The sequence below is a fragment of the Ferruginibacter sp. genome (assembly GCF_031391665.1).
In the GTDB taxonomy this organism is placed as follows: domain Bacteria; phylum Bacteroidota; class Bacteroidia; order Chitinophagales; family Chitinophagaceae; genus Ferruginibacter.
Genome location: NZ_JANMUN010000097.1, coordinates 1 through 26,098, shown reverse-complemented (window position 1 = coordinate 26,098; position 26,098 = coordinate 1). Strand labels below are relative to the sequence as shown.

Sequence of the window (26,098 nt, the reverse complement as noted above, 5' to 3'; positions counted from 1 at the left end):
TCAGGGAATAATGTTCTGTAGGAACATAAGGTGGGTAGAATTAGATAAAAAATGGTTTAGCGTTCCGTAGGAATGCAAGGTGCTTTTCGGTTTGCACCAAACGTTCCTAAGGAACGAAAATGCAAGTGCTGTTATTCTTCTACCCACTCCCGATAAGAATCGGGATTCCGATGAAACAAGAGAAAATTCTTCTAAATATCTGCGTTTAATAATTTTTTTAATATTGAAAATAGAAGTAAAGGATAAGCCCAATAAACATTATTTTTTACTTAATGAATCTGTTTTAAGTATTATTTTATCGTAAGCTTTACTGGTATTTTCAAGCGGCCTTGTTGATGGCAAATCGTTGGTTAGATATTGTTCCATCATGCGTAATGTTTGACTCAATTTTAAAACGATATGCAAATCATCAAGTGTAATATCTTTTGTGTTAATAGCGGCAATGAGATTATTGTGTGCAGCAATTTTAGTTTTATATTTTGAAAGGCTGTTATCAATAATCTGCCTTATCCTTTCTTTTACTCCAGAATCTTTTATAGCACCAATATGCATATTTCCAGAGCTGTAGTAGGAATTGTTTTTAGAATCGAATGTATTAAATAACAACGCCGAATCTTTCTTATCATCTTTCAATTTTTCTATTCCCTGTTCAAGAGAACTTAATGCGGCATTTTTTTCCAGCAGCTCATTGTACAGCTCTTCTACTAAATCATTATCGTACCGTTTTTTAGAAATGTAGGAGCCGCCAGAACTTTCTTTGTCGGTTTGCAGTGCTTTGGGTGTTTCCGGTTGTTTGTTTTCTGGTACAGACTGTTTGTTATCACAGGAAAAACACACAATCGAAATAATTAAAAAAGAAAAGTAAATAAGTTTCATAGCAGTATATTTTTTACCCAAAGTACAAATGAAATTGATAAAAATTTCACAATAAAAAAACCGAAGCATTAAACTCCGGTTTAAAAAATTATCATACTCCCCGCAAGGTTCCCCTTCAAGGGGTGGAGGGGTTCTTAATTATTCAACATCAGCGGCATCACCAGCATCAGCAACTCTTCGTTATCTCCCATCTCGGTAGGTTTAATAATACCAGCTTTTGTTGGGGTGCTGAGTTCCATATTTATTTCGCTGGTATCTGCACCGTTCAGCATTTCAATTAAAAATTTTGCATTAAAAGCAATTTGTAAATCTTCACCATCATACTGGCAGGCCATGCGTTCGTTACCTTCAAAACTAAAATCAACATCCTGTGCAGCTAATTGTAACTGGCTGCCACTAATGCTAAGTGCTACCTGGTTAGTGCTTTTATTACTGAACACACTTACACGGCGCAATGCATTTTGAAAATCGTTTTTGTTAACCGTCATTTTATAAGGATTGTCAACCGGTATCACCACTTTATAATCAGGAAAACGGGCATCAATTAAACGGCACACCAATTCGGTACCACCATGCTTTACAAATAAATGATTGCTGTTGTAGCTGATGTTTAATTCATCTTCATTATCAGGCAAAGAACCTTTTAATAAACTCAATGGTTTTTTTGGAACGATGAAAGAATCTTTTTTAGGGCAGCTAACTTCTGTACGGGTATAACGTACAAGGCGATGTGCATCAGTAGCAACAAAGGTCATTCCTTTTTTATCCAGTTCAAAAAACACACCCGTCATAGCAGGGCGAAGATCATCGTTACTAACTGCAAAAATTGCTTTGTTAATTGCAGTAACCAACGCACTCGACGTCATGGTAAAATTATTGGCATCATCAGCTGCAGGTTCTTTCGGAAAGTTATCGGGGTTTTCTCCCATCACTTTATACTTACCATTATCGCTGGTAATTTCTACACCAAAATTTTTATCAATATTAAAAGTAAGCGGCTGCTCTGCAATATTTTTTAACGAGTCCATTAAAATTTTTGCAGGTATGCACACTTTGCCGCTGTCTTTAGCTTCAATATCCAAATGCACTTTCATTACCGTTTCTAAATCGGTGGCCACTACAGTAAGTTTGTTCTTTTCAATTTCAAACAAAAAATCTTCCAGAATAGGTAACACCGTGTTAGCATTAATAACACCACTAATTTGTTGCAGTTGTTTCAGCAAAGCCGAAGAAGAAACGATAAACTTCATAAAATATATTTATTATACCTCCAAAGATAAAAGATTGGCACTAATGAAGCCAAGATAATATTAACAATTTAGTATTTAACCCTTTGGGGGATTTTTGGGATAAAAAACGGCTGGCTAAAAAAGCGGCGAAAATTTATTTTGATACTACAGCTTCCAATTTTACGTTAAACCATATGAATTAGACAAATATTGAAAGAGTAACAGCTAAAAACCGAATATAAAAGAAGGGGTAAAACAAAAAATTGCAAACATCTTTTAGGAGCAATTACCTCATAACACCCCAAAAAAATTAATTCATCCCCATAAAACCGGTCAAGCCCAAAACCGAAACAGCGGGCTAAAATCAAAATTTAAACAAATGAAAAAACAAATTTTTGTTGCGGCGGCATTTATTATTGCCACAATGGAACTGGCTGCACAAACCGCCACTGCAGACGGCTTAAAAACCCGGACAAAAAGTAATAACACAAACGAAAAAACTATTCAGGCTAATGGTGATATAGGGGCTGCACCAAAACTAACAGCACCAGCCCAGAGCAAAGTTTTTACTGCCTCTGAAATAAAAAATGCTGTTACCTTTAGATGGACACCAGTAGTGCCCAAACCAAAAGAAGGAGTAACTTACAGGCTTAAAGTATGGCAACTGATGCAGGGGCAAAATAGTACACAGGCCATGAGAACCAATAAACCAATTGTAACAAAAGATGTAATGGATGTTACACAGGCTACCGTAAGCGGTATTTACACCGGCCCATGCAAACCACCCTATTTGTGCGATTTTATATGGACTGTAGAAGCCATTGCTGCTGATGGAAAACCGATAACCGAAAAGGGAACGCAGGAAACATATTCTTTCAGCATAGAAAAAACTTAAATTTTTTTTGAATAAGGCCAAAGAAACAGCATGTAAAAATTGCTTGTAATTAGGCCAGAACAACATTATCAATTACAATAAAACCAAAACAAATGAAAAAACAAATTTTTATTGCGGCTGCTTTTATTGCGGCTACCAGTTTTACCAACCAACTAATTGCACAAGAAGTTGCCGCAGCAAAAACAGCCGGCTACGATTTAAAAAAGAATGTAAAGTGCCGCATCAGCAGCACGCCAACTGGTTGTGATATTTCTTTTACCAATGAAGTTAAAAGCCCAAGAGATGCAGCAAGCGGACAGGCAACCGGCAAAAGACAGCACAAGCCATATCATTTTTCTGTAAGCTCCGCCGATAACAGTGTAACTGAAATTAAAAGCCCAAGAGATGTTGCAACCGGACAATCATCCGGCAAAAGAACTGCAGAAGCATCGTCAATTAGTTTTAGCAAAGTAACCTATCAGTGGATAAAGCCATCATGGGATAAAAAGGAAACAATAAAAAAAATACCTGTTGAAGATGGCGAATTTAGCGTGCCTACCGACAGCCCCGATGGAGATTACGAAATGATAGTTTCGTGGAGTTGGGGAGCAACAAACCAGTCAAGCGGAAAATCTTACAGTTCATGCCATTTTATGTTAAGTATACAAGATGGTGTTTGTCATGCTATTAATACAAAAGGCACCGGCGCTACCAACAAATAATTATTACAACAGGAAGTAAATTTTTACTTCCTGTTTTTTATACCAATAAAATCAATTCTCTCTTTTTGTTTTCCCTCTTAAACCAGCATGAAAAAAAATACCCCAAAAATATTTTTTAGCATACAGTATTTACTGCTTTTTACTTTTTTATTTACGGCAGGCAATGCATTGGCGCAAAGAGATGAAATATTTAAAAAAGACAGTACAACAATAAGATGCAAAGTGCTAAACGCAAAAGGCAAAACTTATACTTATACTTTTATTGATAAAAATAACAGCGTTACAAAGGCAAAGGTTGCAAAAACATTAGTTGATTCGGTACAATACAATAAATACGACAGCAATTTAATAACGCACAAACTCTTTGATGAACAATTGCAGGATATTGCTGAAGAAGCCCCACCTAAAGCCTGGGTGTTTATATTCGGTATTGGTTTAAATGTGGGCAATATTTTAGAATTCAATTCCTCATCTGGCCCCGATAAAAAAAGTTTTTCTGCCACAAGTGCATTAGACCTCGGTTTAAATTATTACAAAGAAGGTAAACGCTTTTCTATGACGAACGAATTGCACTGGACAGTTGCAGTGCAAAAATCGGGATTAACCAGTGCTGCACATATACAAAGAGCAACGGATGATTTTAGCACACTGCATGATTTTTCTTATGCTATGAACAAAAGCAATAAATGGAATTTTAATTTAATTGCAAAAACCAGCACTTCCATATTTACCATTTTCGATGGAGATTTTTTTAAAGACTATAATAACAATGGAAAGATCCAGGGATTTATAAATCCTTATGATGTAACATTATCGCCGGGAATAAAATTTCAGCCCAACGATTACTTCAGATTATCATTATCACCTTACTCGATTAACCTGTACGGTTTACGCAGCCAGCAAATTGCCAACACAGGTTTTTACACCCAAACATTTGATACCAATGGAGATTACGATCTTTTTGTTTTTAAACAACTGGGCGCCGAACTAAATATTTGGTACGACAGGAAATATAAAAAATGGTTAGATATGCAATACCGCCTCGGTATATCCTCCGACTATTTTACCAGGCTTGCTAAAAATGGTTTGATGGATGGATTATTTATTACAAAAATAAAACTCATCAAAAATGTTTACCTCAGCCACCGGGCTATTTTAAAAGCCGACTTTACACAAAAGCCTTTTAAGCCTTATTATAATCAAACTGTTTTATTAAGCTTTGCAAAAAGTTTTTAAACTTTGCCACAGATTGCACAGAAGCACGGAAATAGAATATTTCTCTGAACAACTTCTGTTTTAAAACAACTTCTGTGCTTCCGTGCCTCTCCCGAAAAAAATCGGGACAAGTGTGGCATTACTTTTACCGCAGGAAAATAAAATTTCTTACTTTCAATTTACAGATGGAAGATAAATTATACCAACAAAAATTTACACCAATGCAGGCTTTACCCAAAGCCAAACATTATTGTGCCTACCAGGAGCGTTGCCACAGCGAAGTAAAAGAAAAATTATACGGGTTTGGTTTAAATACAAAAGAAGTTGATGAGATCATCAGCATATTAATTGAAGAAAATTATTTAAACGAAGAACGGTTTGCCATTCAATATGCAGGTGGGCATTTTCGTAGTAAAAAGTGGGGAAGAATAAAAATAAAATACCAGCTAAAACAAAAACAGGTGAGTGAGTATTGCATAAAAAAAGCCCTTAAGCAAATTAACGAAGATGATTATTTAAAAACATTGCAGCAGCATTTTGATGCCAAACTAAAAACATTAAAAAGTGAAAAAAATAGTTTTATCAAAAAAAGAAAACTGCAGGATCATTTAATGCAAAAAGGTTTTGAAAGCGATTTGATAAAAGCGCTGACACAAGAACTATAAAGAAAATATAAACCGGAGGAGTAAAAAAACTCCGGTTTATAAAATTAATAGCGATAATAACTTACAATCCCATTTCATCGGCACTTGGCCCATAGCTGCCGGGAATAGGTACATTTAATAAGCGAAGGAACACTCCCATTTGGGCACGGTGATGAATGATTTGTCCAAAACACATTCTTAATACATCGTGTTTATTATCATTTACCCAGATCTCTTCACCATTACGCATTATCCAGTTGTCTTTCAGCTGTTCCTCTTTTCCATTGGCTAAGGCAGTTCTTCCCTCCACTAAGTTTTTTTCAAACATTGTCATTAGTTCAGGAGTGGTGTTTACTTCTTCGGCCTGGTAGGGATTTTTTGCAAAATCCAGCTCACTGGTATTCATCACCATACCAAACCAGGTAAAGATGTCGGCAATATGAGTAGCCAATGCTTTAATGGTCATACTTTTTTCGTGTGGCTTCCACCCAAACTTATCGGTGGGAATAACGGAAAGCATTTTACGGGTGGTTAATGCTTCTCTTTCTAATTCTTGTTGAAATGCTGCAATTTGTGACATAGTTGTAAGTTTTTTGTTTGAGATACAAAGAAACTTCAGGGTTGTGACAACCCTATGTCAGCAGGAAAAAATTTATTTTTGAAAAGATTAAGATTGTTGTGTTAAGCACTTTAAGTGCTTTATTGGAACGCAGATTTTTAGGATGTTGATGATATGTTATGATCTGTCTGCGTAAATCTTAATTATCATAAAAATCTGCGTTCAACAAATAGCCGCCGCAGGGGGGCTCTATTATTATTTTACTTTCTTACCAATTGAGATCAACACGTCTTTCACAATCTCCTTCAAACTTTGCGGACTAACAATATCTGCATTATCGCCAAACAACATATACCATCTTGCAAAACCATTTAGCGAACCTGTAAGAAAAGTCATCTCCACTTTATTACCGGTTTCCTTTTGAGAAACAAAGCCATTATAATATTTCTGATCGCCAAAATAAGGAATAGCTTCTTTATTAATTAAGAGTATAACCGTATGCAATTCTTTTTCCTTAGATACTTTATTTAAAAAATTTTTTAAGGCAGGATGTTGTTTTTCAAAATGTTCATCAGTTACTGTAAGCTTTCCTATACTGCCGAATTTAAAAGTGCGGTAATCTTTACGCAGCCTGCAGTAGGCTACCATATACCAGTATTCGCCTAAATAATAAATACCCACCGGCTCCACATCTCTGCTGCTTTGCTGCTGGTTGTGGTTGGCAAAATAATTTATGTGCAGCACATTTTTTTGTGCAATGCTTTGCAATACATTTTGCAGATGAATAGTATCGTTGGTGCGTTTGGGTACGTATTGGTTTTCTATTACTTCAATATGCTGCTCCATATCTTCCAGGTAATCTTTTTCGGTAAGGCGCAACACTGCTTTTACTTTTAGCATAGCAGTGCCGTAATTTTTTTTGGTAGATTCATCCGTTAATTTCTCCACCAATTTTTCTGCTGTTAAAAATACAGTAGCCTCTTCTTTAGTAAACATAACCGGCGGTAAACGATACCCTTCCATAATGGAGTAACCGATACCGGCTTCGCCAATGATAGGCACACCAGCTTCGTCCAACGCTTTTATATCACGGTAAACAGTGCGTAAACTCAGTTTAAACTTATCAGCAATTTCCTGCGCCTTTACAACTCTTTTAGATTGTAATTGAATAAGGATGGCGGAGAGACGGTCGATGCGGTTCATTGATGGTAATTAAAATAGAAAGTGAAAATAATGTTAGTGCATCTATTGACATAAAATTATTTTAATTTTTTACAAAAGCCGATTTATTTTTTAACCTGACAGTCACTACAAGGCGGCAGAATTTTTTTTGTTTTTCAAGGCTTCTATTTCTTCTTTTAACTTTTCTATTTGTTGTTGTTGTTGCTGAATGGATGCCACTAATATGGGAATTAAACCTGCTTCATCAATGGTTTTAATTTTTGTATCACGGTAACTGTTTTTACCAAACATGTAAGAGATGTTTTTTTGCTTTACCAGGTTGGGAAAAACCTGTTGCATTTCTTCTGCAATAAAACCATACTTTATCCCCTGCTCCAGCTTAAGGTGTCTGAATTTTTGTATATCATATTCAAAAATTTTAGGGTTAAGCTGCGACAGCTTTTGTAATGGAGAATTAATTACTGTTATATTCTTTTTAATTTCACTGTCGGTAACTGTTTGCGAAAACGCTTTACCTGATATGATCAAAACTGCAAATAACAGGTATACTTTTTTAATATTTTGATATGTACTGAACATAAGTTTATAATTTAAGTAGTGTTGAAAAATACTGTTTGCAGAATACACAAATAGGGTATGTATTCATCAATAAAATAAAACTTAAAACAGTTCGGGAGGGGGTGTTATTACAGGGAGAAAAACATCCTGATTACGGGCAATATTATTGCTACTGATATCTTTTGTTGTTAAAGCGAAGGGTATATCAGGGGTATGATGAGTATTGATTCCAATAAAAAACTCCTTTATTTCTTTTTCACTTTTTTCTTCCCCATTTTTTTCAGCAGGTTCCGTTTCAGTGTTTATTAATTTTTCTATACCCGTTATTTTGCCCATTTGTATGGTTAGCATTGGGCAAACAGATACCAGGCCTTTAAAGGAAAAAAGGGCTATAAAAAACAAGACAATAATATATTTTAAATGATTTTCTCTCATTACTGGTATTGCAAAAATAATCATGTAATATTATTAAAACAATATTTGTAACTCCTTTTTAAGGAATTTTTTAACATCCAATTACTTTGTAAAAATTAAAACTCTGCACTCTTCGGATACCTCGGAAAAGGAATGACATCCCTGATATTTCCCATGCCGGTTACAAACTGTACCAAACGCTCAAAGCCTAAACCAAAACCTGCATGCGGACAAGCACCAAACTTTCTCGTATCCAAATACCACCACAACTCTTCGGCAGGAATATGCATCTCCTCCATACGCTTTAATAATTTACCCATGCGTTCTTCCCTTTGGCTGCCACCAACAATTTCGCCAATGCCCGGTGCAAGTATATCCATTGCAGCAACAGTTTGCCTGCCGGGTTCGCAATTATCATTCTGGCGCATGTAAAAAGCTTTTATGGCCGCAGGATAATCGGTTAAGATAACAGGTTTTTTAAAATGCTTTTCTACTAAATATCTTTCGTGTTCACTTTGCAAATCAACACCCCATTTATCTATCAGGTAAGTAAATTTTTTCTTTTTGTTATGATTGCTTTCTCTTAAAATTTCAATTGCTTCTGTATAGGTTAATCTTTCAAAATTATTATCAACTACAAAATTTAATTTATCAAGTAAGCCTAATTCACTTCTGTCAATCTGTGGTTTTTGTTTTTCTTCTTCTTCCAAACGTTGCGCTAAAAATTCCAAATCTTCTTTATTGTGTTCCATTGCATGTTTAATCACATACTTAATAAATTCTTCAGCAAGGTTCATGTTATCTTCCAGGTCGTTAAACGCCACTTCGGGTTCAATCATCCAAAATTCTGCAAGGTGCCTGGTGGTGTTGCTGTTCTCTGCACGAAATGTTGGGCCAAAAGTATAAATATCACTGAAAGCCATAGCCGCTAATTCACCTTCTAATTGTCCGCTCACAGTAAGGTTGGTGCTGCGGCCAAAAAAATCTTCCTTAAAATTTATGGAACCATCTTCGTTTTTAGGAGCAGTACCATCCAATGGCAATGCAGTTACTTTAAACATTTCACCTGCGCCTTCTGCATCGCTTGCAGTAATTATTGGCGTATGCAAATACACAAAACCTTTATCGTTAAAAAACTTATGAATAGCAAATGCCAACGCATGGCGCACACGAAATACGGCACTGAATGTGTTGGTCCTAAAACGTAAGTGAGCGATCTCCCTTAAAAACTCCAAACTGTGTTTTTTGGGTTGTAAAGGAAATTTTTCTGCATCACTGTCACCCAGTATTTCAATTTCGGTAGCTTTTAATTCTACTTTTTGGCCTTTACCTAAAGAAGCAATTACTTCACCCGTCGCTTTAATACAGGCACCGGTGGTAAGGCGTTTTAAAATGGCCTCATCAAACTTACCCAGCTCTGCAACTATTTGTATATTATTATTAGTACTGCCATCGTTTAACGCTATAAACTGGTTGTTGCGAAAGGTACGTACCCAACCCATAACCGTAGCCTGGTAATTGGCATTATCGCTGGCCAGCAATTCTTTAATCTTAATTCTTTTATTGAACATAAATTCTATTTGTGGAGTGCAAAGATAAGCCACCAAAGAAGTTCAGCCACAGATTACACGAATTTTCACGGATTGAAAATCATAATCCGTGTTAATCTGTGTAATCCGTGGCTCATCTAGCAAAAAAATTTGCATTTTTCCCCAAAAAAAACGTAATATTGTGGCGGAATCCAACTGGTAAGTTTTATCTATCATTCGCTTTATCAGAAACTCATATTCCAATCAATTATAAATTCTCAATTACATTTTCAGATTTAAGACGGTTTTTTTGAAGAAATTATTTTCAACCTTTTATGTACGATATTTCACAACTGAACGACCTGCTCGTTCCTGAATTGCTTGACATTGCAGATCATTTTACAATCTCTAACGCAAAAAAATTAAATAAGCAGGATTTGATAACTCAAATCCTGGATAAACAATCCCATATGAACTCAGCAAAAAACGAAGAAGAAAAGCCTAAACGCAAACGCATTATTAAGCCTGCCGACGATGGAGAAACAGCACCAGAGCCAAAGTCAGCCGCAGTAAAAGCTAAAAAACCCGAAGCAGAAAAAAAGCAGGCGGTTAAAAGAGTTGTTGAAAAAGAAGAGGAAGAAGAGCTGCAGCCAATTACCAGCGAGCAAAGTACTATTCCTGCCGCCATTGCACAAATGCTGCAGGCCGAAGATGGTGATGTACAACTGCCCGAAACACAAATGGAAGAAACACCGCAGCAGCAAACCAAACAATACCAGCAGCGCAATAACCAGCAGGCTTTTAATATAGAGTTTGACGGCGTTATTTTAGGCGAAGGTGTTTTAGAAATGATGCCCGATGGGTATGGTTTTTTACGCAGTAGCGATTATAATTATTTATCGTCTCCCGATGATATTTATGTTTCCCCTTCTCAAATAAAATTATTTGGTTTAAAAACCGGCGATACTGTTTACGGAAGTGTACGTCCGCCAAAAGAAGGTGAAAAATATTTTGCTTTATTAAAAGTAGATACTATAAATGGTAAAAGGCCTGATGAAGTACGTGACCGTGTGCCGTTTGATTATTTAACACCATTGTTTCCTTTCGAAAAATTAAATCTTTGTACCAAAGCAGATAATTACAGCACCCGGATAATGGATTTGTTTACACCCATTGGTAAAGGGCAGCGGGGATTAATTGTTGCCCAGCCAAAAACGGGTAAAACCATGTTGCTGAAAGAACTGGCCAATGCCATTGCAGAAAACCATCCGGAATGTTATTTAATGATTGTGCTGGTAGATGAAAGGCCGGAAGAGGTTACCGATATGGAACGCAGTGTAAGGGCCGAGGTTATAGCCAGCACATTTGATGAACCTGCAGATAAGCATGTAAAAGTGAGTACGATAGCTTTGCAAAAAGCAAAACGCTTGGTAGAGTGCGGCCACGACGTAGTTATTTTATTAGATAGTATTACACGTTTGGCAAGGGCACATAATACTGTTGCACCCAGCAGCGGTAAAGTATTAAGCGGTGGTGTGGAAGCTAATGCTATGCAAAAACCAAAACAGTTTTTTGGTGCGGCACGTAAAATAGAAAATGGTGGATCGCTTACCATTATTGCAACAGCATTAGTTGATACCGGCAGTAAAATGGACGAGGTAATTTTTGAAGAGTTTAAAGGAACGGGTAATATGGAATTGCAATTGGAGCGTAAATTATCTAACAGAAGAATTTATCCTGCAATTGATTTGGTAGCATCTTCCACAAGGCGTGATGATTTGTTATTAGATAAAGATACCTTCCAGCGCATGTGGGTATTGCGTAAGCATATGGCCGATATGAACCCAGAAGAAGCGATTAATACTTTGTTGAAAAACATGAGAGGTACAAAAGATAATGCGGAGTTTTTAACGAGTATGAATGGATAGGAATAAAGAATAATTGAAAAATTAATAATGAATAATTATAGCCGCTGGTTTTTAACCGGCGGTTTTTTATTTCAATGCAATAACAAACTTTTATATTATTTTTATTACCAAACATTTTTTATGCTGATAAATAAAGCCGGGATATTAATTTGCTTTTTACTGGTACAAAATTTTTGTTTTAGCCAGTCTTTTTCTGAAGTAATATTTAAAACCGGCGGGTATTATGGCTATTCTGTTGGTAAAAAAGACGGAATTAAGAAAATAATGTTATCTACCGGGCTGGAATTTATATTTGAAAAAAATCTTAAAGAAAGCTGGTTTATTACTTTTGGTATTGAAGTAACTTCTTTAAAATATAATTACCACTCTGATACTTTAAACAGTTCAGTTTTTAGCAATAATTATTTAGCTTTAATGCCCCTATCACTAAAAAGATATTATATACTCAATAAACGATCACACCTTTTTTTAGATTTTGGAGTAGCACCTGCTTATTATTTTTATAATAAAGAGGAATCTAAAAACAGCAGTATCAAAAAACAGAACCTTGGTTTAAATATTGGCGGAGTTGCAAAATTGGGTTTCAAAACTCAGCTTACAAAAAAACTTTCCTTTGATATTGGACTGCATTCTTTTCAGGATTTTTTTTATTCTTATAAAAATGATAAGGATAAATTATCAATTAAAAGCAATGGTTTAATGATTTCATTTTATTTAGATATAAAATAACTCACCCCAATCTTTTTAAATTAGCAATAACCTGCATTACTTTTTAGTTTGCGTAACTTAGTGTTTTATAAATGCCCATACAAAAAATAACCATAGAAGAATTTTTACAGCTTGCAAAGCAGCTTCCTGTTTTAGATGTACGCAGTCCCGGCGAATATACTCATGCTCACATACCTGGCGCAATAAATTTGCCTTTGTTTACTGATGAAGAAAGAAAAGTGGTAGGTACAGCATACAAACAGCAAAGTAAACAGGATGCCATTAAAATTGGCCTCGATTATTTTGGAGTGAAGATGAAAAGCATAGTGGAAATGGTAGAAGGAATTTGTAATTTGGAATTGGGTAAAAGGGATGGTGCCGGCATTAAATCCCAATTCCCAAATCCTAATTCCCAATCATTGTTGCTCCACTGCTGGCGTGGCGGTATGCGTAGTGCAGGTGTTGCATGGTTGTTAGATTTATACGGCTTTAAGGTGTACACATTAATTGGTGGTTACAAAGCTTACCGTAAATGGGTGCAGGCACAATTTCAAAAAGAATATCCATTTAAACTAATTGGCGGCTATACTGGCAGCGGAAAAACTTTGGTGTTAAATGAACTGTCTAAGCAAAATAAACCAATAATTGATTTAGAAGCGTTAGCCAATCATAAAGGTTCGGCATTTGGCGCATTGGGAGAAGCGCCGCAACCCAAACAGGAAATGTTTGAAAATCTTTTAGCAGAACAGTTGTTAGATGCCAGTATTAAGATGAAAGATAAAGAAACTGCTAACAACTATCAACTATCAACTAACATCTATATAGAAGACGAAAGCCAGCGTATTGGCAACCTGCAAATACCGATGCCGCTTTGGTACACTATGCGTAAAAGCCCGGTATATTTTTTGGATATCCCTTTTGAAGAAAGGTTGAATTATTTGACGGAAGAATATGGCAAATTTGAAAAAGAAAAATTAGTGAATGCCATCATCCGCATACAAAAAAGATTAGGCGGATTAGACACTAAAAATGCCGTTAATTATTTATTAGAAAACAATCACAAAGAATGTTTCAGGATTTTATTAACCTATTATGATAAATATTATTTAAAAGGGCTGGAAAACAGGGAAAATCTTTCATCATTATTAAATAAAATACCCTGCTCAGGCGTTGATACATCGGTTAATACACAAAATCTATTATCATGCAATACCGTAACAGCTTAAAACTAATAATTATACTGCTTTTGCCATTGTCGCTTTTGGCACAATCAACCGAAGAAAAAGATATTACAGGCTTGTGGAAAGGGTTTATGTATAATGATACCACTCAACAAAATTACCGTTACGAAATTGCCATAAGCCGTGAAAAAGGAAAATTGTTTGGTTATTCTCACACCTATTTTATTTTAAATGATAAAGAATACCACGGCGTAAAAAAATTAAAAATTAAAAGAGACGGCGATGATATTATTACAGAAGAATCGGATTTAATTGTACACAATTATCCTATAGCTCCGGCAAAAGGCGTACACCAAAAAAATACTCTCATATTGCAAATAAAAGATACAGTGATGATATTAAGCGGACTGTACGCCACTAACCGAACAAGAGATTACAGGCCGCTTACCGGTTATGTACATGTAGAAAGAAAAAAAGATTACAGCCAGAGTGCTTTAGTACCGCATTTACAGGAACTTAATCTTGCAAAAAATTTATCTTTTTTAAAGGAAGAAAGTACACCACCTTCATCTGAAACTATTGCGGTGTTAAAACCGATAGCATCTGAAGAGGAAGAAAAATTAATTGTATTTGCAGCAAAAAAACAGGAACCCGATAATAAAATAAAACCAACCACTGCGCCGGTTGTAAAAGAACCAGCTGTTGTAAAAATTGAAACACCCAAACCTGCAGAACCAATAATTACTAAACCGGTACCAACAAAACCAACTGAGCCTGTTGTTGTAAAAACCACACCGGTAAAACCTGCGGAAACAGTAATTGTAAAGCCTGCACCGGTTGTTAAAAAACCAGAACCTGCTGTTGTTAAACCTGCGCCTGCAAAACCAACAGAAATTATTGTTGCAAAAACAGATCCACCAAAAGTTGTAACACCACCTGTTGTTGTAAAGCCTGCGCCTGTTAAAATTGCTGCTCCAACTGACCCCACAGCGGCAACAGACATGGGCAAACGAAAAATTGAAAACATACAGGCTTTATATTTTAAATCGGACAGTTTACAATTAACATTGTATGATAATGGTGAAGTAGATGGTGATACCGTAAGTGTAATAATGAATGGTGTAGTGATTATGCCCAGGGTTGGCTTAAGTACCAATGCAGTTAAAAAAACTATTGATACAAAAGAAGCAGGCGACAGTATTCAACTGGTAATGTATGCCGAATCGTTAGGCAGCCTGCCACCCAATACCGGTTTATTAATTGTGTACGATGGCAAAGACCGCTACGAAATAAGGTTTAGCGGCGATATGCAAAAAAGTTCGGCGATTGTTTTTAGGAGAAGAAAAAGCCCCCTCTAACTCCCCGAAGGGGGAAATAAGTAGAAGACAGGAGCTAAGAAAAAAATTAATACAGACTAACTTATGAATAAAAGTGGTTCAAAATCTCAAGATGCAAAAGCCCCTCTTCGGGAGGGGTTTGGGGAGGCCCGTCTTACTCAATATTCTCATGGTGCAGGCTGCGGCTGTAAAATTGCTCCCAAAATTTTAGATGAAATTCTTACCAGCAATTTCACCATGCCCGATAACGATAAATTAATTGTGGGCAACCACAGTAAAGATGATGCAGCAGTGTATGATTTAGATAATGGCATGGCCTTAATTTCTACCACCGATTTTTTCATGCCGATTGTAGATGATCCTTATGAGTTTGGAAGAATAGCTTCGGCTAATGCTATCAGTGATGTATATGCCATGGGAGGAAAACCCATTTTAGCGATTGCTATTTTAGGGTGGCCCATAAATATTTTACCACCGGCTGTTGCACAAAAAGTAATTGAAGGCAGCAGAAGTATTTGTAAAGAAGCCGGTATTTCATTAGCAGGAGGCCACAGCATCGACAGTCCTGAACCTATTTTTGGTTTAGCAGTAAATGGATTGGTGCCAATAGAAAATATTAAACAAAACAACGTAGCAAAAGAAGGTAATATGTTGTTTTTAACCAAGCCCTTAGGCGTGGGTATTTTAACTACAGCAGAAAAAAAAGGTATTTTAAAAGACGAGCATGTGGGTATAGCCGCAAAACAAATGATGCAGCTGAATAAAGTAGGTGAAGCATTGGGAAAAATACAAGGCGTTACTGCAATGACTGATGTAACCGGTTTTGGCTTGTTAGGTCATTTAGTAGAAATGGCTGAAGGCAGCGGCTTAAGTGCCATTATTGATTTTGAAAAAGTACCGGTTATAATTAGAGATATAAAAAGTTATGTAGATCAAAAAAGTGTTCCCGGCGGCACCAACAGAAACTGGGACAGTTATGGAGAAAAGATTGGCGACATAACCGATTATCAAAAAGCAATACTTGCCGATCCGCAAACCAGCGGAGGGTTATTAATTGCTGTTGATGCCAATGCTGTTAATGAAGTAAAAGATATTTTGGAAAAAAATGGATTGGAAAAGTTTACAACTGTTATTGGAAGTATGGTTGTAAGAGAAGAAAAAGTAGTTTCTATTGTATCAACCGACATATAAAAAATATTAAGTGATGAGTAGAAATTATTTTTTAATTATTTGCGTTTCAATTTTAATTTATAGTTGTTCATCGAAAGACAAGAATGTTTACCCTAAAATTATTGTAGAAGATAAATATGCTGAAATGCGAAAAGTTGGCGACAATGAAATTCCCCAAAATTATCAAATTGAATCTTTAAAAGGCTTTATACTTGATTGTTCACAATATGATTTCTCATTTATAAAACAAAAAGGGTGAAACTGTTATTGATAGTACATCAATGACATCGTTTACGTTAAATAATAAACCATTTACAGGATTTATAAAAGGAGAAACCTTAAAGTTTGGTATAGGGTTTTTAAATTCAAATACTACACCTAAAGAGATTGTGGCCTATTGGTCTGCAAAGATTGAAGTAAAATAAATACACTCACGTGATGGGATGATTATAACAAATCAATTTTTTTCGCCAGCTTTTTATCTTTATCAGTTACAATATCTCCGGCATCATGTGTGCTTAACCAAATCTCTACCTTATTATACACATTGGTCCATAATGGATGGTGGTCCATTTTTTCTGCTTCAATGGCAACCCTTGTCATAAAAGCAAATGCCTCAGAAAAATTTTTGAATTCAAATTTTTTATAGAGGGTGTTGTTTTTTTCTGTCCACATAAAAATATTTTTTAAAATAATTTTATTGCAAGTCCAAAACTTACAAAACCGGTATTCTTTTTTGAGATGCTGTTTTTTTCAAAAATATGTGTTAGTGATGCCAGTGCTTTAACTCTTTCTTTTTTTCCAAAATAATAACCAATGTAAGGTTTAATGCCTGCATAAACACCATCCTCAACAAATGAGGGACCAGCAGATATACCAGCTTCTGTTCTTTTTACAGGTGAATAAACCAAGCCTGCAAATGTGGTAAATACAAATTGTTTCGGGCCGGTTGTTTGGCCATTTTCAAACAAAAAAAGAATTTTATTGATACTAAATAAACTGACTGTTGCATCAAACTGCGCTTTTAGTTTTGGGTTTATGGTATAGTGGAACTGTAAACCGGCTCCGGCACCAGCATGGGTAAATTCTATAAACCTGTCGTAAGCCATTATGTTAGTCCCTGCAGAAAAGTAACCGGATAAACGTTTTTCTTTCTGAGCCTGTACAAATGTAGCCAGCCCTAAAAACAGGAGAAGAATACTTAATTTTTTCATATGCTTTTATAAAAAGAGCTAATTAAAATATCAAATGCTGCTTGTGTTTAATTTTTTCATTCGTCATTTCGTTAACCAGTTGCACACCGGGTAACGATTTAATAGATTGCATTAATGATTTCAATTCTTCTGAACTTACTGTTTCGCCTTTTATCAACCATAAAAAATCGAGGTGCTTAAATTCAGGCAACAAATATTCACCGTCGAACTGGTTGTTGTATAAATAATGCACCAGGCAGGTAGAAGGCACTGCATATTCGTAAATAGAAAAAAAATATTTGCGTTGTTTTTTGGTAAGCTGTATTTCAAAATCGTTATTCACCCTGAAATTAAAACCCAGTATTTGATTTAGCTGCCAGGTAACTGGTAATCTTTAACAGGCGCAACAATACCTAATAACAGGGCATCTTCAAAAAACTCCTGCGCTAAAGTTTCATTGTCTATTTTAAGTTTCATTTGCCCCTGGCCCCTAAAGGGGAATTTAAGTATTAAAATTTGAACACCTTTTATTTTATTGAAGTTTTCTGCACACAAAAGTTCTGGTCCCTTTAGGGGATAGGAGCAAATACAATATCAAACACCAGCTCCTCATTCCCTCTTTTCACTTTTACTTTTGTTGCATCTCCTTTATTAAATTTCCCCAACGCTCCCATATAACTTTGTACATCGGTAAATTTTATATCGCCTAGTTGTAAAATAATATCACCGGCTTTTATGCCCACCTTTTGAGCCGTCTTTCCCTCACTAACACCATCAACCCTTACACCGCTGCCGCTGTAAGTGTAATCGGGCATAATGCCTAATGTAACTTTAAAACTGCTTTTGCCCATCGATTGGGTTTCTCTTGTTTTACTAAAAGAAAGTTTACCTTTTTTATTGGCAGCTTCTATAACAGTATAAATATATTTTACCACCATCAGCTCACCATTGAAATTTATTTTATCTGCATCATCGGTTGGTTTATGATAATCGCTGTGTACACCGGTAAAGAAAAATAACACGGGAATATCTTTTCTGTAAAAAGAAGTATGATCGCTGGGGCCGCTGCCGCTGCTGTCGAATTTTATGGTAAAGAATTTATCTTTATCGGTAAGCAATTGTCCCCATACTGGCGAGGTACCATAACCACCAATGCTAAGGCCATGGGTGCTGTCGTTTAACCGGCCTACCATATCCATATTTATCATATAATTGGCACTGCTTAAATTTACTGGCGAATGCTCGGTAAAATATTTGCTGCCAAATAAACCCAACTCTTCTCCCGAAAAAGAAACAAACAAATAATTATTGTTTTTAAGTTTTGATGCTCTTAATAATTTACTTATTTCAATTAATGCCGCTGTACCACTTGCATTATCATCGGCACCGTTATGTATTTGTGGTTTTGTACCTGTAAATAAAGAATTATGATCTTCGCCATAACCTAAATGGTCGTAATGTGCACCCAGTATAATGGTGTTGGCGGCACCGTTATCTATAAAACCAATTACATTATGGCCGGTCCTTGTTTTATCACCAATATCAACTTTTAATTTTATATCCAGCGTGGCAGTTTCATCGTACAAATATTTTTTCTTTATACTTTCAGTAACATACAGCACCGGAATCTTTACTCTTTCGCTTTTAGATTTTGGTTCAAACTTTAATTCATCTTTAATACCGGAAGTATTGTAAATAATTAAACCTGTTGCCCCTTTTACAGCAACATCATTTGCTTTTACTTTTATGGCATCGGTTAAATCAAAATGAGGATTATCTTTATTTTCTTCCAGCTTATCTTTAATATCCCAAAACCAAACGGTGCCGCTTTCTCTCAAAGCAATTGATGGTGCCGCTTCTACCGAGGCATTGGCAGAAAATATAAATGGGAAATATTCTTTCTCCAGCTCTAAATCAAACCCATTAATAAATAAATGTGTGGAAGGGTTTATCTGCAAGCCTTCATTTACTTCAAAAGGCTGAATAAAACTGCCATTATCGCCTTTAGCAGTTAATCCGCTTTTGGTAAATTCGGTACTTATATATTCATACGCTAATTTTTCGCCTGCGGTTCCGGTTCTTCTGCCTTCTAATTTATCATCGGCTAAATAAGCAATATGTGTTTGAAGATTGGTTAAAATAACTTTATCGGCTTTTTTTATTTTTTGGGCAACAGCAAATTGAGAAGTAAGTACAGCAAGGCAAAGAAAATATTTCATAAAAGTTGTTTATTGAGGTGGAGCAAAGGTAATTCAGCGAATGAGTAAATAATTAAATATTATGCCAAAAATTTAAACTCTTTGTTAATCATGTTTTTTTTGGCTAAGAGGATAAAAGAGTGAAGAAGGTAAAAAGAGATTAAAGCATTTCTCCTTTAACCCCTTTTTCTCTTTTATGCTCTTAGCCCATCATCTTAAGTAAAACCTTGTTTCCTATTTCGTAACCACAAACCATGTATTGCCATTATTTTTGTGCCACATAAATTTTGACAAAAAAATTAAACATAGCATTAGTAGGTAACCCTAACAGCGGCAAAAGTTCCCTTTTTAATTCCTTAACGGGGTTAAACCAGAAAGTGGGCAATTTCCCAGGTGTTACCGTAGATAAAAAAACCGGCAATAGTACTATTGCCACAGGCTTTGAGGCAAACATTATCGATTTGCCCGGCACTTACAGTTTGTATCCTAAACGGGCCGATGAGTGGGTGGCCTATAAAGTTTTATTAAATCAGGATGAAGATGTAAAACCGGATATGGTAGTGTTGGTTGCAGATGCAAGTAACCTTAAACGTAATCTTTTATTTTGTTCTCAAATTATAGATTTAAAAATTCCGGTAGTTGTGGCGCTTACCATGATGGATTTGGCCGGCCGCAAAGGAACACAAATAGATATACCGGGATTGGAAAGAGAATTGGGTGTGCCTATCATTCCTGTAAATCCCAGGAAAAATAAAGGAATAGCACCGCTTAAAAAAGCCATTGAGCTTGCCGCAGAGAAATTAGATCAGGCGCCTCCCAGAGATTTTATAGATATTAATTCTATAGCAGGCGCACCTATTACAGCATTAAAAAAACATTTCCCCCATATTAGTAATTACAGGGCAGTACATTATTTAATTAACCACGAAATTTTTTTGCTGGATAAAGCAACACAAACACAGATAGAAAATATTGAAATAGAAAATAAATTTAACCCTACCAAAACACAGGCAGAAGAAATAATGCAACGCTACAGCCGCATAAAACATATTATGCAGCAAACCGTGGTAGAAAGCGACCCTTTGCAAAAAGCATTGTTAACTGAAAAACTGGATAATATTTTGTTGCACCGCCACTGGGGTTATATCATTTTAATTGTGGTGTTGTTTTTATTATTTCAAAGTGTTTTTTGGGTGGCGCAATACCCCATGGATGCTATTGAATGGACATTTGGAAAATTGGGTGGTTTTTTTGGAGATAATTTACCACAGGTATGGTGGAGTGATCTTTTAATTAATGGTGTGCTGGCTGGACTAAGCGGCATATTAATTTTTGTACCGCAGATAATGATTTTGTTTGGGCTGATTACCTTGCTGGAAGATACCGGTTACATGGCAAGGATAAGTTTTTTAACAGACAAGCTCATGCGTAAAGTGGGCCTTAATGGTAAAAGTGTAATGCCCATGATCAGCGGTTTTGCCTGCGCTGTACCGGCTATTATGAGTGCCAGGAACATTGAAAATAAAAAAGAAAGATTGCTCACCATAATGATTACACCACTTATGAGTTGCAGTGCCAGGCTGCCGGTGTACACCATTTTAATTGCATTGATCATTCCCTCAAAATTGTATTTTGGTTTTTTAAGTGTGCAGGGTTTAGTAATGATGGGCCTGTATTTATTGGGTACTGTAATGGCATTAATTGTAGCCTGGGTAATGAAGTGGTTTATAAAAAGTACCGAACGCAGCTTTTTTATTTTAGAACTACCGGTGTACCGTGGCCCAAGATGGCGCAACGCTTTAACCACCATGATTGAGAAGGCAAAAATATTTGTGTTTGATGCCGGTAAAGTAATAATGGTAATAAGTTTGTTGCTGTGGGCATTAAGCACTTACGGCCCCAAACAAAAAATGCAGGCGGTTACTCAAAAATACGAACAGCTTATTGCAACCAATCCTGCACAGGCAAAAGAATTAAACAAACAACGCAAAACCGAATTATTACAAAGTTCATTTGCCGGCACTCTGGGCAAAGCCATTGAGCCTGCCATTCGCCCCCTTGGTTACGATTGGAAAATTGGTATTGCTTTAATAACTTCTTTTGCAGCAAGAGAAGTTTTTGTAGGGACCATGGCTACATTATACAGTGTGGGTGAAGATGCCGATACTAACAACAGCACCCTACGCCAAAAAATGGCTGCGGCTGTAAGGCCCGATGGCACTAAAGTGTACGACCTTGCCACAGGCTTATCTTTATTAATATTTTATGTTCTGGCTATGCAATGCATGAGCACTTTAGCTGTTGTAAAAAGAGAAACCCGTAGCTGGAAATGGCCCGCTATTCAATTGGTGTACATGACCGGGCTGGCTTATTTTATGAGTTGGTTGGTGTATGTGATTTTTAAATAACCCATCCTCATTATTAAAGTTTTTTATTCAGGCATCATTTCTAACTTATATAGTGTCATATCTGCAAAACTGCTTATTATGAAGATGCTATTATACAGTTTGGGTATCATTTTATTTGTCTCCTGTAACTGGCGCACCTACAAACCCTCCATCGACAACAGAGATTATTCTAAAAAAGTAATGGGATGGAAAGCCAAATATGCTGCTGATACAGCCGTAAAAAAGGTAAAATTTTACAATATACCCCGGCCAATGATTGCAGCAGGTAAAATTTACGTGTTGGGTAATACTATATTTCAAAACGATATTGGTAAAGGCATACATCTTATTGATAATGCTTCTCCGTCAAATGCACAGCGTGTAGCATTTATTGAATTAGGTGGTAATACTGATATATCTATTAAAGGAAATTATTTGTACGCCAATAATTATAATGATATGGTGGTTATTGATATTACCAACATCACTGCACCCGTAGAAATAAAAAGATTTAAAGGAGTGTTTAACACTATGGATACACAACGGCCATATACGTGGCAGGCTCCACCAGATACCGGTTTTTATGAATGCCCGAAATACTTTAACGACTCGATGATAGTAAGCTGGGTAAAAGACAGTGTGCAGCAATTTTGCCAAAGAAGATTTTAATACAATAATTTATGAGAACAATACTTTTTTTATTTTTTGCGGTTGCATTTTTCTCTTCGTGCGAAAAAGCAGCTGACAGTGCCAGTGCTGCAGCGGCAACAGCTACAGGCAAGGGCGGATCTTTAGCAAGATTTACTATAGTGGGCAATTATCTTTACCTGGCCGATGTTACCACTTTAAAAGTATTTGATATTACCAATCCGCAGAGTGCAACCCAAAAAGGCAGCATCAATATGAACTTTGGTGTAGAAACCATTTTTCCTTATAAAGACAAATTGTTTATCGGCTCAATTGATGGAATGTATATTTATTCTATTACAAATCCGGCACAACCAGTATTACTCAGCCAGGCAAGGCATGTAAGAAGTTGCGACCCCGTTGTTGCCAACGACAGCACTGCATTTGTAACTTTATTAGGCGGCCAGCCCTGCGGTGCGGTAGAAGAGGGTTTGTATATTTATAATGTATCCAATATTACAACCCCGTTGCTAATTAAAAAGCATTTAATGCCTACGCCACGTGGCCTGGGTTTGGCAGATTCTATTTTATATGTTTGCCAAAAAAATAACGGCTTAAGTATTTTCAATGTTTCGGCACCGGCAACTCCGGTACTGCGTAAAAAATTAACTACTTATATTTTTGAAGATGTGATACCTTATAACGATTTGTTGATTTGCTATATAAGCACGGGGTTGGTTTTGTACGATATAAGTAATAAAACAAATCCTGTACAACTGGCATTGATTAATAACTAATGCTTCATTTTTTATAAAATAAAAAAATATTTTTTTTGAATTCGCTAATAAAAAGGCCCTGATTTTATACAGGGCCTTATAAATTATTTTTATTTACTGCCGCTTACCAATCCACCGCATAACTAATCCTGTTTTTTACCTGCGGATAAATTTTTCTGTACAATTCATTCAGCACATCTTCTTTACGGGGTTCGTTATAATTACGGTTGTTTATCAATGCCCAGTCGTTACTGTCAAGAGCCCGTCTGTCGCCGGTGTAGGTCGCATATTCTTGCTCCCAACGGTAATCATCGCTGTAAGTATTGTAACTGATGTTTCTGCGGCTAACAGCATCTGTTATATTTACATCCATTTGGGCACGGGCTGTAAAAGATTGCTTAACAATATTTACAGTAGCATATACGGTTTGATAAATTATTTTTCCACTGGTATCACGACCAGCTTCAATTTGTTTATTTACATTACGGGTATAGTTGTAATTATTTGGCCTGGGTATATCCATATTACGCAGGGTTAAATCAACTACCCAGTCGGGTTGCACATTATCACGCCTTGCTTCCCATTCGGTATAAAAATTTGCAGGATAGCGGCTGCTGTTTTTACCACCCAACTCTCTTACTAACGTTTGCTGAAAATATTCGTTGCTGTAATTGTAACCGTAATTACCCCAGCCGGTGTTAAAGAAAAAAGAATTGTCCTGCACTGGGTTTATCACCACATTAATTATTGCATTTTGATACGCCTCGTCCATTTTTGCTTTAGCATCTTTGTAGCCAGAAACATATTTATCTGTTTTCTTAAAATAACTGTAGGCTTTTTTTGCATCATCTCTTCTGTCGCTTTGCAATAATGTTGTACCTAATTGATAATAATCTTCTGCGGCCTGTTGTTTAGCATCATAAATATCGTTCTGATAATTAGTAGGAGCTACTAAACTGCCTGCAGCACCGGAATTACTAATGGCATCATACATTTGCTGCAGTGTGCTGTACTCATCAATAATTTTATCCCAACGGGTTATTTCTTTATAAGTTTTATAAGTGCTTATTTTTTTAAGATGTTTTTGCTGCACCCTTTCATAAACAATGGGCAAAGCCCTGGTGGCCGAATCGTCGTTGCTGCGCTTGTTTAATGTTTTAACTACATCAAATAAAGTTTTGTCCTCATCGCTACGGCTTAAATAATCTTTGGTGGTTTTGCAGGATGCAAATAAAAAAATAGTAGCAGTAATAAGTAAAAGTTGTTTCATAATTTGTTTCCTCCTTTTGCTTATTAATTACAAAGCAAATGCCACTGATAAAAACATAAGGCACACTATTAACACTTTAACAATTTCTTATTTATTAAAATGCTGCCACAATAAGGCAGACAAATTTTTTGCCAGCATCCATGCTTCGTTTTCGTGTGCCCAGCGTTGGTCCTTATTGTTTTTTGTAAAGATGCTGAAGATATAAGGTTGCTTTGCCATTACCAGTAACACTTCGCTGCGGCTGGCATCAACACAACCATTTTTGCTGGCTACAAAAACATCGGCTGGTATTTTTGATATAGCTTGCTCATCCCAGTAATTTCTGCCCAATAAACGGATCATTTTTTTTGAGGCACTGTCATTTAATATTTCTCCTTTGTAAATTTTTTCCATCAGTGTAGCCATTTCATACGGTGTGGTTTGCCCCCAGCCGTATTGTGTTCTGTTATTTTCTCTTCCTGCAGTTCTGCTGTTAACCCTTGTAGCTTTTAAACCTGCGGAATCTAAAATTTCATTTATTCTTGCTCCGCCGCCAGCTAATTTTTGCAACCATAGGCTTGCCGTGTTATCGCTGGTAGTAAGCATCAGCATAATAACTTTTGCCATTTCTATTTTAGCAGTGTCTTTTAAATTGGCGGTGACATCAAAATCGCTGTAAGCCAGCGAATCTCTGTACACCAGTTTCTGATGATAATCAAATGTTTTGTTTTCTATCTTATCAATTATACCAATAAGGATAGGAATTTTTACAATGCTGGCCGTAGGAAAAATGGTATCTGCATTTATAGCAACAATTTTATTTTTTTTTAAATTCTTTACATACACACCCACATCACCTTTAAAATCTTTTAATAACAAAGCTATTTTGCTGTATAATTTTTTATCTGTTTTTTGGGCCGGGCAATAGCCAAAAAAATATAATGATAACAGGAGGAGCAGTAAATTTTTCATAATAGTTAGTTTCAACAATAAATCTACTTAAACTAATCAGCAAGACAAATTATAAAGAAAATGGCTCAAAATCTTTCCATTTCCAGCCATTCACCCACCAAAATTTGCCATTCATAAATTCAAAGAAATATTTTTTAAACCAGTAAATCTACCGAAACCCTTTACTGTATTGATTTGTGTGCAAAGCAGACTAATGGCTACCACCCACTACTATAAAAAATATGGTATTATGTATTGCATAGTATTAATTAATGTACTATCTTTGTTTTAGAATCAAGAAATAAAGAATAAAAACATCAATATGAATATAGAAAATACAGCAAGCCAAATGAGAAAAGGGGTACTGGAATTCTGTATTCTTTCAGTAATACAATTAGGCGAGGCTTATCCTTCCGATATCATTGATAAAATGAAGGCGGCTAACCTTAATATTCTGGAAGGAACACTTTATCCACTTCTTACCCGGCTAAAAAACGCAGAATTTTTATAGGGGAGCCAGCCGAACGCCTGGCAGGCGATGATCGGCCCGGCGATCGGACCGGCCGCGGCGATCGCCGAGAAGTGCTGGCC

29 protein-coding genes are annotated in these 26,098 nt (G+C 36.2%); 15 read left to right on the top strand and 14 right to left on the bottom strand.

The features are described 5' to 3' along the window. Nucleotides 1-258: 258 nt before the first annotated feature. Both ACY651_RS07595 and dnaN read right to left on the bottom strand, forming a co-directional pair. Nucleotides 259-876, bottom strand: a complete 618-nt coding sequence (locus ACY651_RS07595; protein WP_462251305.1) for a hypothetical protein — start codon at nt 874-876, stop codon at nt 259-261. A gap of 134 nt (nt 877-1,010) precedes the next feature. Then, nucleotides 1,011-2,126: a DNA polymerase III subunit beta gene (dnaN, locus tag ACY651_RS07590; protein ID WP_462251303.1), complete on the bottom strand. Its 1,116-nt coding sequence runs from the start codon at nt 2,124-2,126 to the stop codon at nt 1,011-1,013. Between the two features lie 358 nt (nt 2,127-2,484). On the opposite strand from dnaN, the gene ACY651_RS07585 reads away from it, so the two are divergent. From ACY651_RS07585 to ACY651_RS07570, 4 genes are all read left to right on the top strand, one after another. Further along, nucleotides 2,485-3,000, top strand: coding sequence for a hypothetical protein (locus ACY651_RS07585; RefSeq protein ID WP_462251301.1), 516 nt, complete (start codon nt 2,485-2,487; stop codon nt 2,998-3,000). A gap of 92 nt (nt 3,001-3,092) precedes the next feature. After that, the gene (locus ACY651_RS07580) at nt 3,093-3,701 is read left to right on the top strand and encodes a hypothetical protein (RefSeq protein WP_462251299.1); all 609 of its coding nucleotides are present in this window, start codon (nt 3,093-3,095) and stop codon (nt 3,699-3,701) included. A gap of 87 nt (nt 3,702-3,788) precedes the next feature. Continuing rightward, nucleotides 3,789-4,937, top strand: coding sequence for a hypothetical protein (locus ACY651_RS07575; RefSeq protein WP_462251297.1), 1,149 nt, complete (start codon nt 3,789-3,791; stop codon nt 4,935-4,937). A 164-nt stretch (nt 4,938-5,101) separates the two neighbouring features. Continuing rightward, entirely contained in the window at nt 5,102-5,581 is a 480-nt protein-coding gene (locus tag ACY651_RS07570; RefSeq protein ID WP_462251295.1) for a regulatory protein RecX, read from the top strand. 61 nt (nt 5,582-5,642) lie between these two features. Here the strand turns inward: ACY651_RS07570 and ACY651_RS07565 are convergent, their stop codons facing one another. The 5 genes from ACY651_RS07565 to asnS form a co-directional block, all read right to left on the bottom strand. Further along, entirely contained in the window at nt 5,643-6,140 is a 498-nt protein-coding gene (locus ACY651_RS07565; RefSeq protein ID WP_462251293.1) for a DinB family protein, read from the bottom strand. A gap of 234 nt (nt 6,141-6,374) precedes the next feature. Then, nucleotides 6,375-7,322, bottom strand: coding sequence for a helix-turn-helix transcriptional regulator (locus tag ACY651_RS07560; RefSeq protein ID WP_462251291.1), 948 nt, complete (start codon nt 7,320-7,322; stop codon nt 6,375-6,377). Nucleotides 7,323-7,427: 105 nt separating this feature from the next. Then, complete coding sequence (locus ACY651_RS07555; RefSeq protein ID WP_462251289.1) at nt 7,428-7,880, bottom strand: tail fiber domain-containing protein; 453 nt, start codon at nt 7,878-7,880, stop codon at nt 7,428-7,430. Between the two features lie 81 nt (nt 7,881-7,961). Continuing rightward, on the bottom strand, nt 7,962-8,318 hold the full coding sequence (locus ACY651_RS07550; protein WP_462251287.1) for a hypothetical protein: 357 nt from the start codon (nt 8,316-8,318) through the stop codon (nt 7,962-7,964). A gap of 71 nt (nt 8,319-8,389) precedes the next feature. After that, nucleotides 8,390-9,844 (bottom strand): asparagine--tRNA ligase, encoded by a 1,455-nt coding sequence (asnS, locus tag ACY651_RS07545; RefSeq protein ID WP_462251285.1) that lies wholly within the window; start codon nt 9,842-9,844, stop codon nt 8,390-8,392. A 293-nt stretch (nt 9,845-10,137) separates the two neighbouring features. On the opposite strand from asnS, the gene rho reads away from it, so the two are divergent. From rho to ACY651_RS07510, 7 genes are all read left to right on the top strand, one after another. Next, nucleotides 10,138-11,730: a transcription termination factor Rho gene (rho, locus tag ACY651_RS07540; RefSeq protein ID WP_462251283.1), complete on the top strand. Its 1,593-nt coding sequence runs from the start codon at nt 10,138-10,140 to the stop codon at nt 11,728-11,730. Nucleotides 11,731-11,757: 27 nt separating this feature from the next. Continuing rightward, entirely contained in the window at nt 11,758-12,459 is a 702-nt protein-coding gene (locus tag ACY651_RS07535; RefSeq protein ID WP_462251281.1) for a hypothetical protein, read from the top strand. A gap of 71 nt (nt 12,460-12,530) precedes the next feature. Beyond that, nucleotides 12,531-13,664, top strand: coding sequence for a tRNA 2-selenouridine(34) synthase MnmH (gene mnmH, locus ACY651_RS07530; protein WP_462251279.1), 1,134 nt, complete (start codon nt 12,531-12,533; stop codon nt 13,662-13,664). Continuing rightward, nucleotides 13,643-14,977: a hypothetical protein gene (locus ACY651_RS07525; protein ID WP_462251277.1), complete on the top strand. Its 1,335-nt coding sequence runs from the start codon at nt 13,643-13,645 to the stop codon at nt 14,975-14,977. Before mnmH ends, ACY651_RS07525 begins: the two co-directional genes overlap by 22 nt. A gap of 63 nt (nt 14,978-15,040) precedes the next feature. Then, nucleotides 15,041-16,147 (top strand): selenide, water dikinase SelD, encoded by a 1,107-nt coding sequence (selD, locus tag ACY651_RS07520; protein WP_462251275.1) that lies wholly within the window; start codon nt 15,041-15,043, stop codon nt 16,145-16,147. A gap of 13 nt (nt 16,148-16,160) precedes the next feature. Further along, entirely contained in the window at nt 16,161-16,385 is a 225-nt protein-coding gene (locus ACY651_RS07515; protein WP_462251273.1) for a hypothetical protein, read from the top strand. Between the two features lie 22 nt (nt 16,386-16,407). Beyond that, entirely contained in the window at nt 16,408-16,551 is a 144-nt protein-coding gene (locus ACY651_RS07510) for a hypothetical protein (RefSeq protein WP_462251271.1), read from the top strand. A gap of 22 nt (nt 16,552-16,573) precedes the next feature. On the opposite strand, the gene ACY651_RS07505 is transcribed toward ACY651_RS07510, so the two are convergent. The 4 genes from ACY651_RS07505 to ACY651_RS07490 form a co-directional block, all read right to left on the bottom strand. Next, complete coding sequence (locus ACY651_RS07505) at nt 16,574-16,801, bottom strand: 4a-hydroxytetrahydrobiopterin dehydratase (protein ID WP_462251269.1); 228 nt, start codon at nt 16,799-16,801, stop codon at nt 16,574-16,576. A gap of 11 nt (nt 16,802-16,812) precedes the next feature. Further along, nucleotides 16,813-17,340 (bottom strand): hypothetical protein, encoded by a 528-nt coding sequence (locus ACY651_RS07500; RefSeq protein WP_462251267.1) that lies wholly within the window; start codon nt 17,338-17,340, stop codon nt 16,813-16,815. A gap of 22 nt (nt 17,341-17,362) precedes the next feature. Beyond that, nucleotides 17,363-17,662, bottom strand: coding sequence for an IPExxxVDY family protein (locus tag ACY651_RS07495; protein WP_462251265.1), 300 nt, complete (start codon nt 17,660-17,662; stop codon nt 17,363-17,365). Between the two features lie 226 nt (nt 17,663-17,888). After that, nucleotides 17,889-19,538, bottom strand: coding sequence for a M28 family peptidase (locus tag ACY651_RS07490; protein WP_462251263.1), 1,650 nt, complete (start codon nt 19,536-19,538; stop codon nt 17,889-17,891). Between the two features lie 266 nt (nt 19,539-19,804). Between ACY651_RS07490 and feoB the strand changes: the two genes are divergently transcribed. From feoB to ACY651_RS07475, 3 genes are all read left to right on the top strand, one after another. Beyond that, nucleotides 19,805-21,925: a ferrous iron transport protein B gene (gene feoB / locus ACY651_RS07485; protein ID WP_462251261.1), complete on the top strand. Its 2,121-nt coding sequence runs from the start codon at nt 19,805-19,807 to the stop codon at nt 21,923-21,925. A gap of 78 nt (nt 21,926-22,003) precedes the next feature. Then, nucleotides 22,004-22,573 (top strand): hypothetical protein, encoded by a 570-nt coding sequence (locus ACY651_RS07480; RefSeq protein WP_462251259.1) that lies wholly within the window; start codon nt 22,004-22,006, stop codon nt 22,571-22,573. 11 nt (nt 22,574-22,584) lie between these two features. After that, nucleotides 22,585-23,328, top strand: coding sequence for an LVIVD repeat-containing protein (locus ACY651_RS07475; RefSeq protein ID WP_462251257.1), 744 nt, complete (start codon nt 22,585-22,587; stop codon nt 23,326-23,328). 103 nt (nt 23,329-23,431) lie between these two features. Here the strand turns inward: ACY651_RS07475 and ACY651_RS07470 are convergent, their stop codons facing one another. Both ACY651_RS07470 and ACY651_RS07465 read right to left on the bottom strand, forming a co-directional pair. Beyond that, nucleotides 23,432-24,577 (bottom strand): hypothetical protein, encoded by a 1,146-nt coding sequence (locus tag ACY651_RS07470; RefSeq protein WP_462251255.1) that lies wholly within the window; start codon nt 24,575-24,577, stop codon nt 23,432-23,434. Nucleotides 24,578-24,664: 87 nt separating this feature from the next. Continuing rightward, nucleotides 24,665-25,528, bottom strand: a complete 864-nt coding sequence (locus ACY651_RS07465; RefSeq protein ID WP_462251253.1) for a serine hydrolase — start codon at nt 25,526-25,528, stop codon at nt 24,665-24,667. 301 nt (nt 25,529-25,829) lie between these two features. Here ACY651_RS07465 and ACY651_RS07460 point away from each other — a divergent pair, with 301 nt between their 5' ends. Further along, a complete protein-coding gene (locus tag ACY651_RS07460) occupies nt 25,830-26,018 on the top strand; it encodes a PadR family transcriptional regulator (RefSeq protein WP_462251349.1) in 189 nt (62 codons plus the stop codon). Here ACY651_RS07460 and ACY651_RS07455 read toward each other — a convergent pair. Further along, nucleotides 25,976-26,098, bottom strand: a 123-nt coding sequence (locus tag ACY651_RS07455; protein WP_462251347.1) for a carbon starvation CstA family protein, incomplete at its 5' end; no start/stop codon positions are given. The two genes, ACY651_RS07460 and ACY651_RS07455, sit on opposite strands and share 43 nt — an antisense overlap.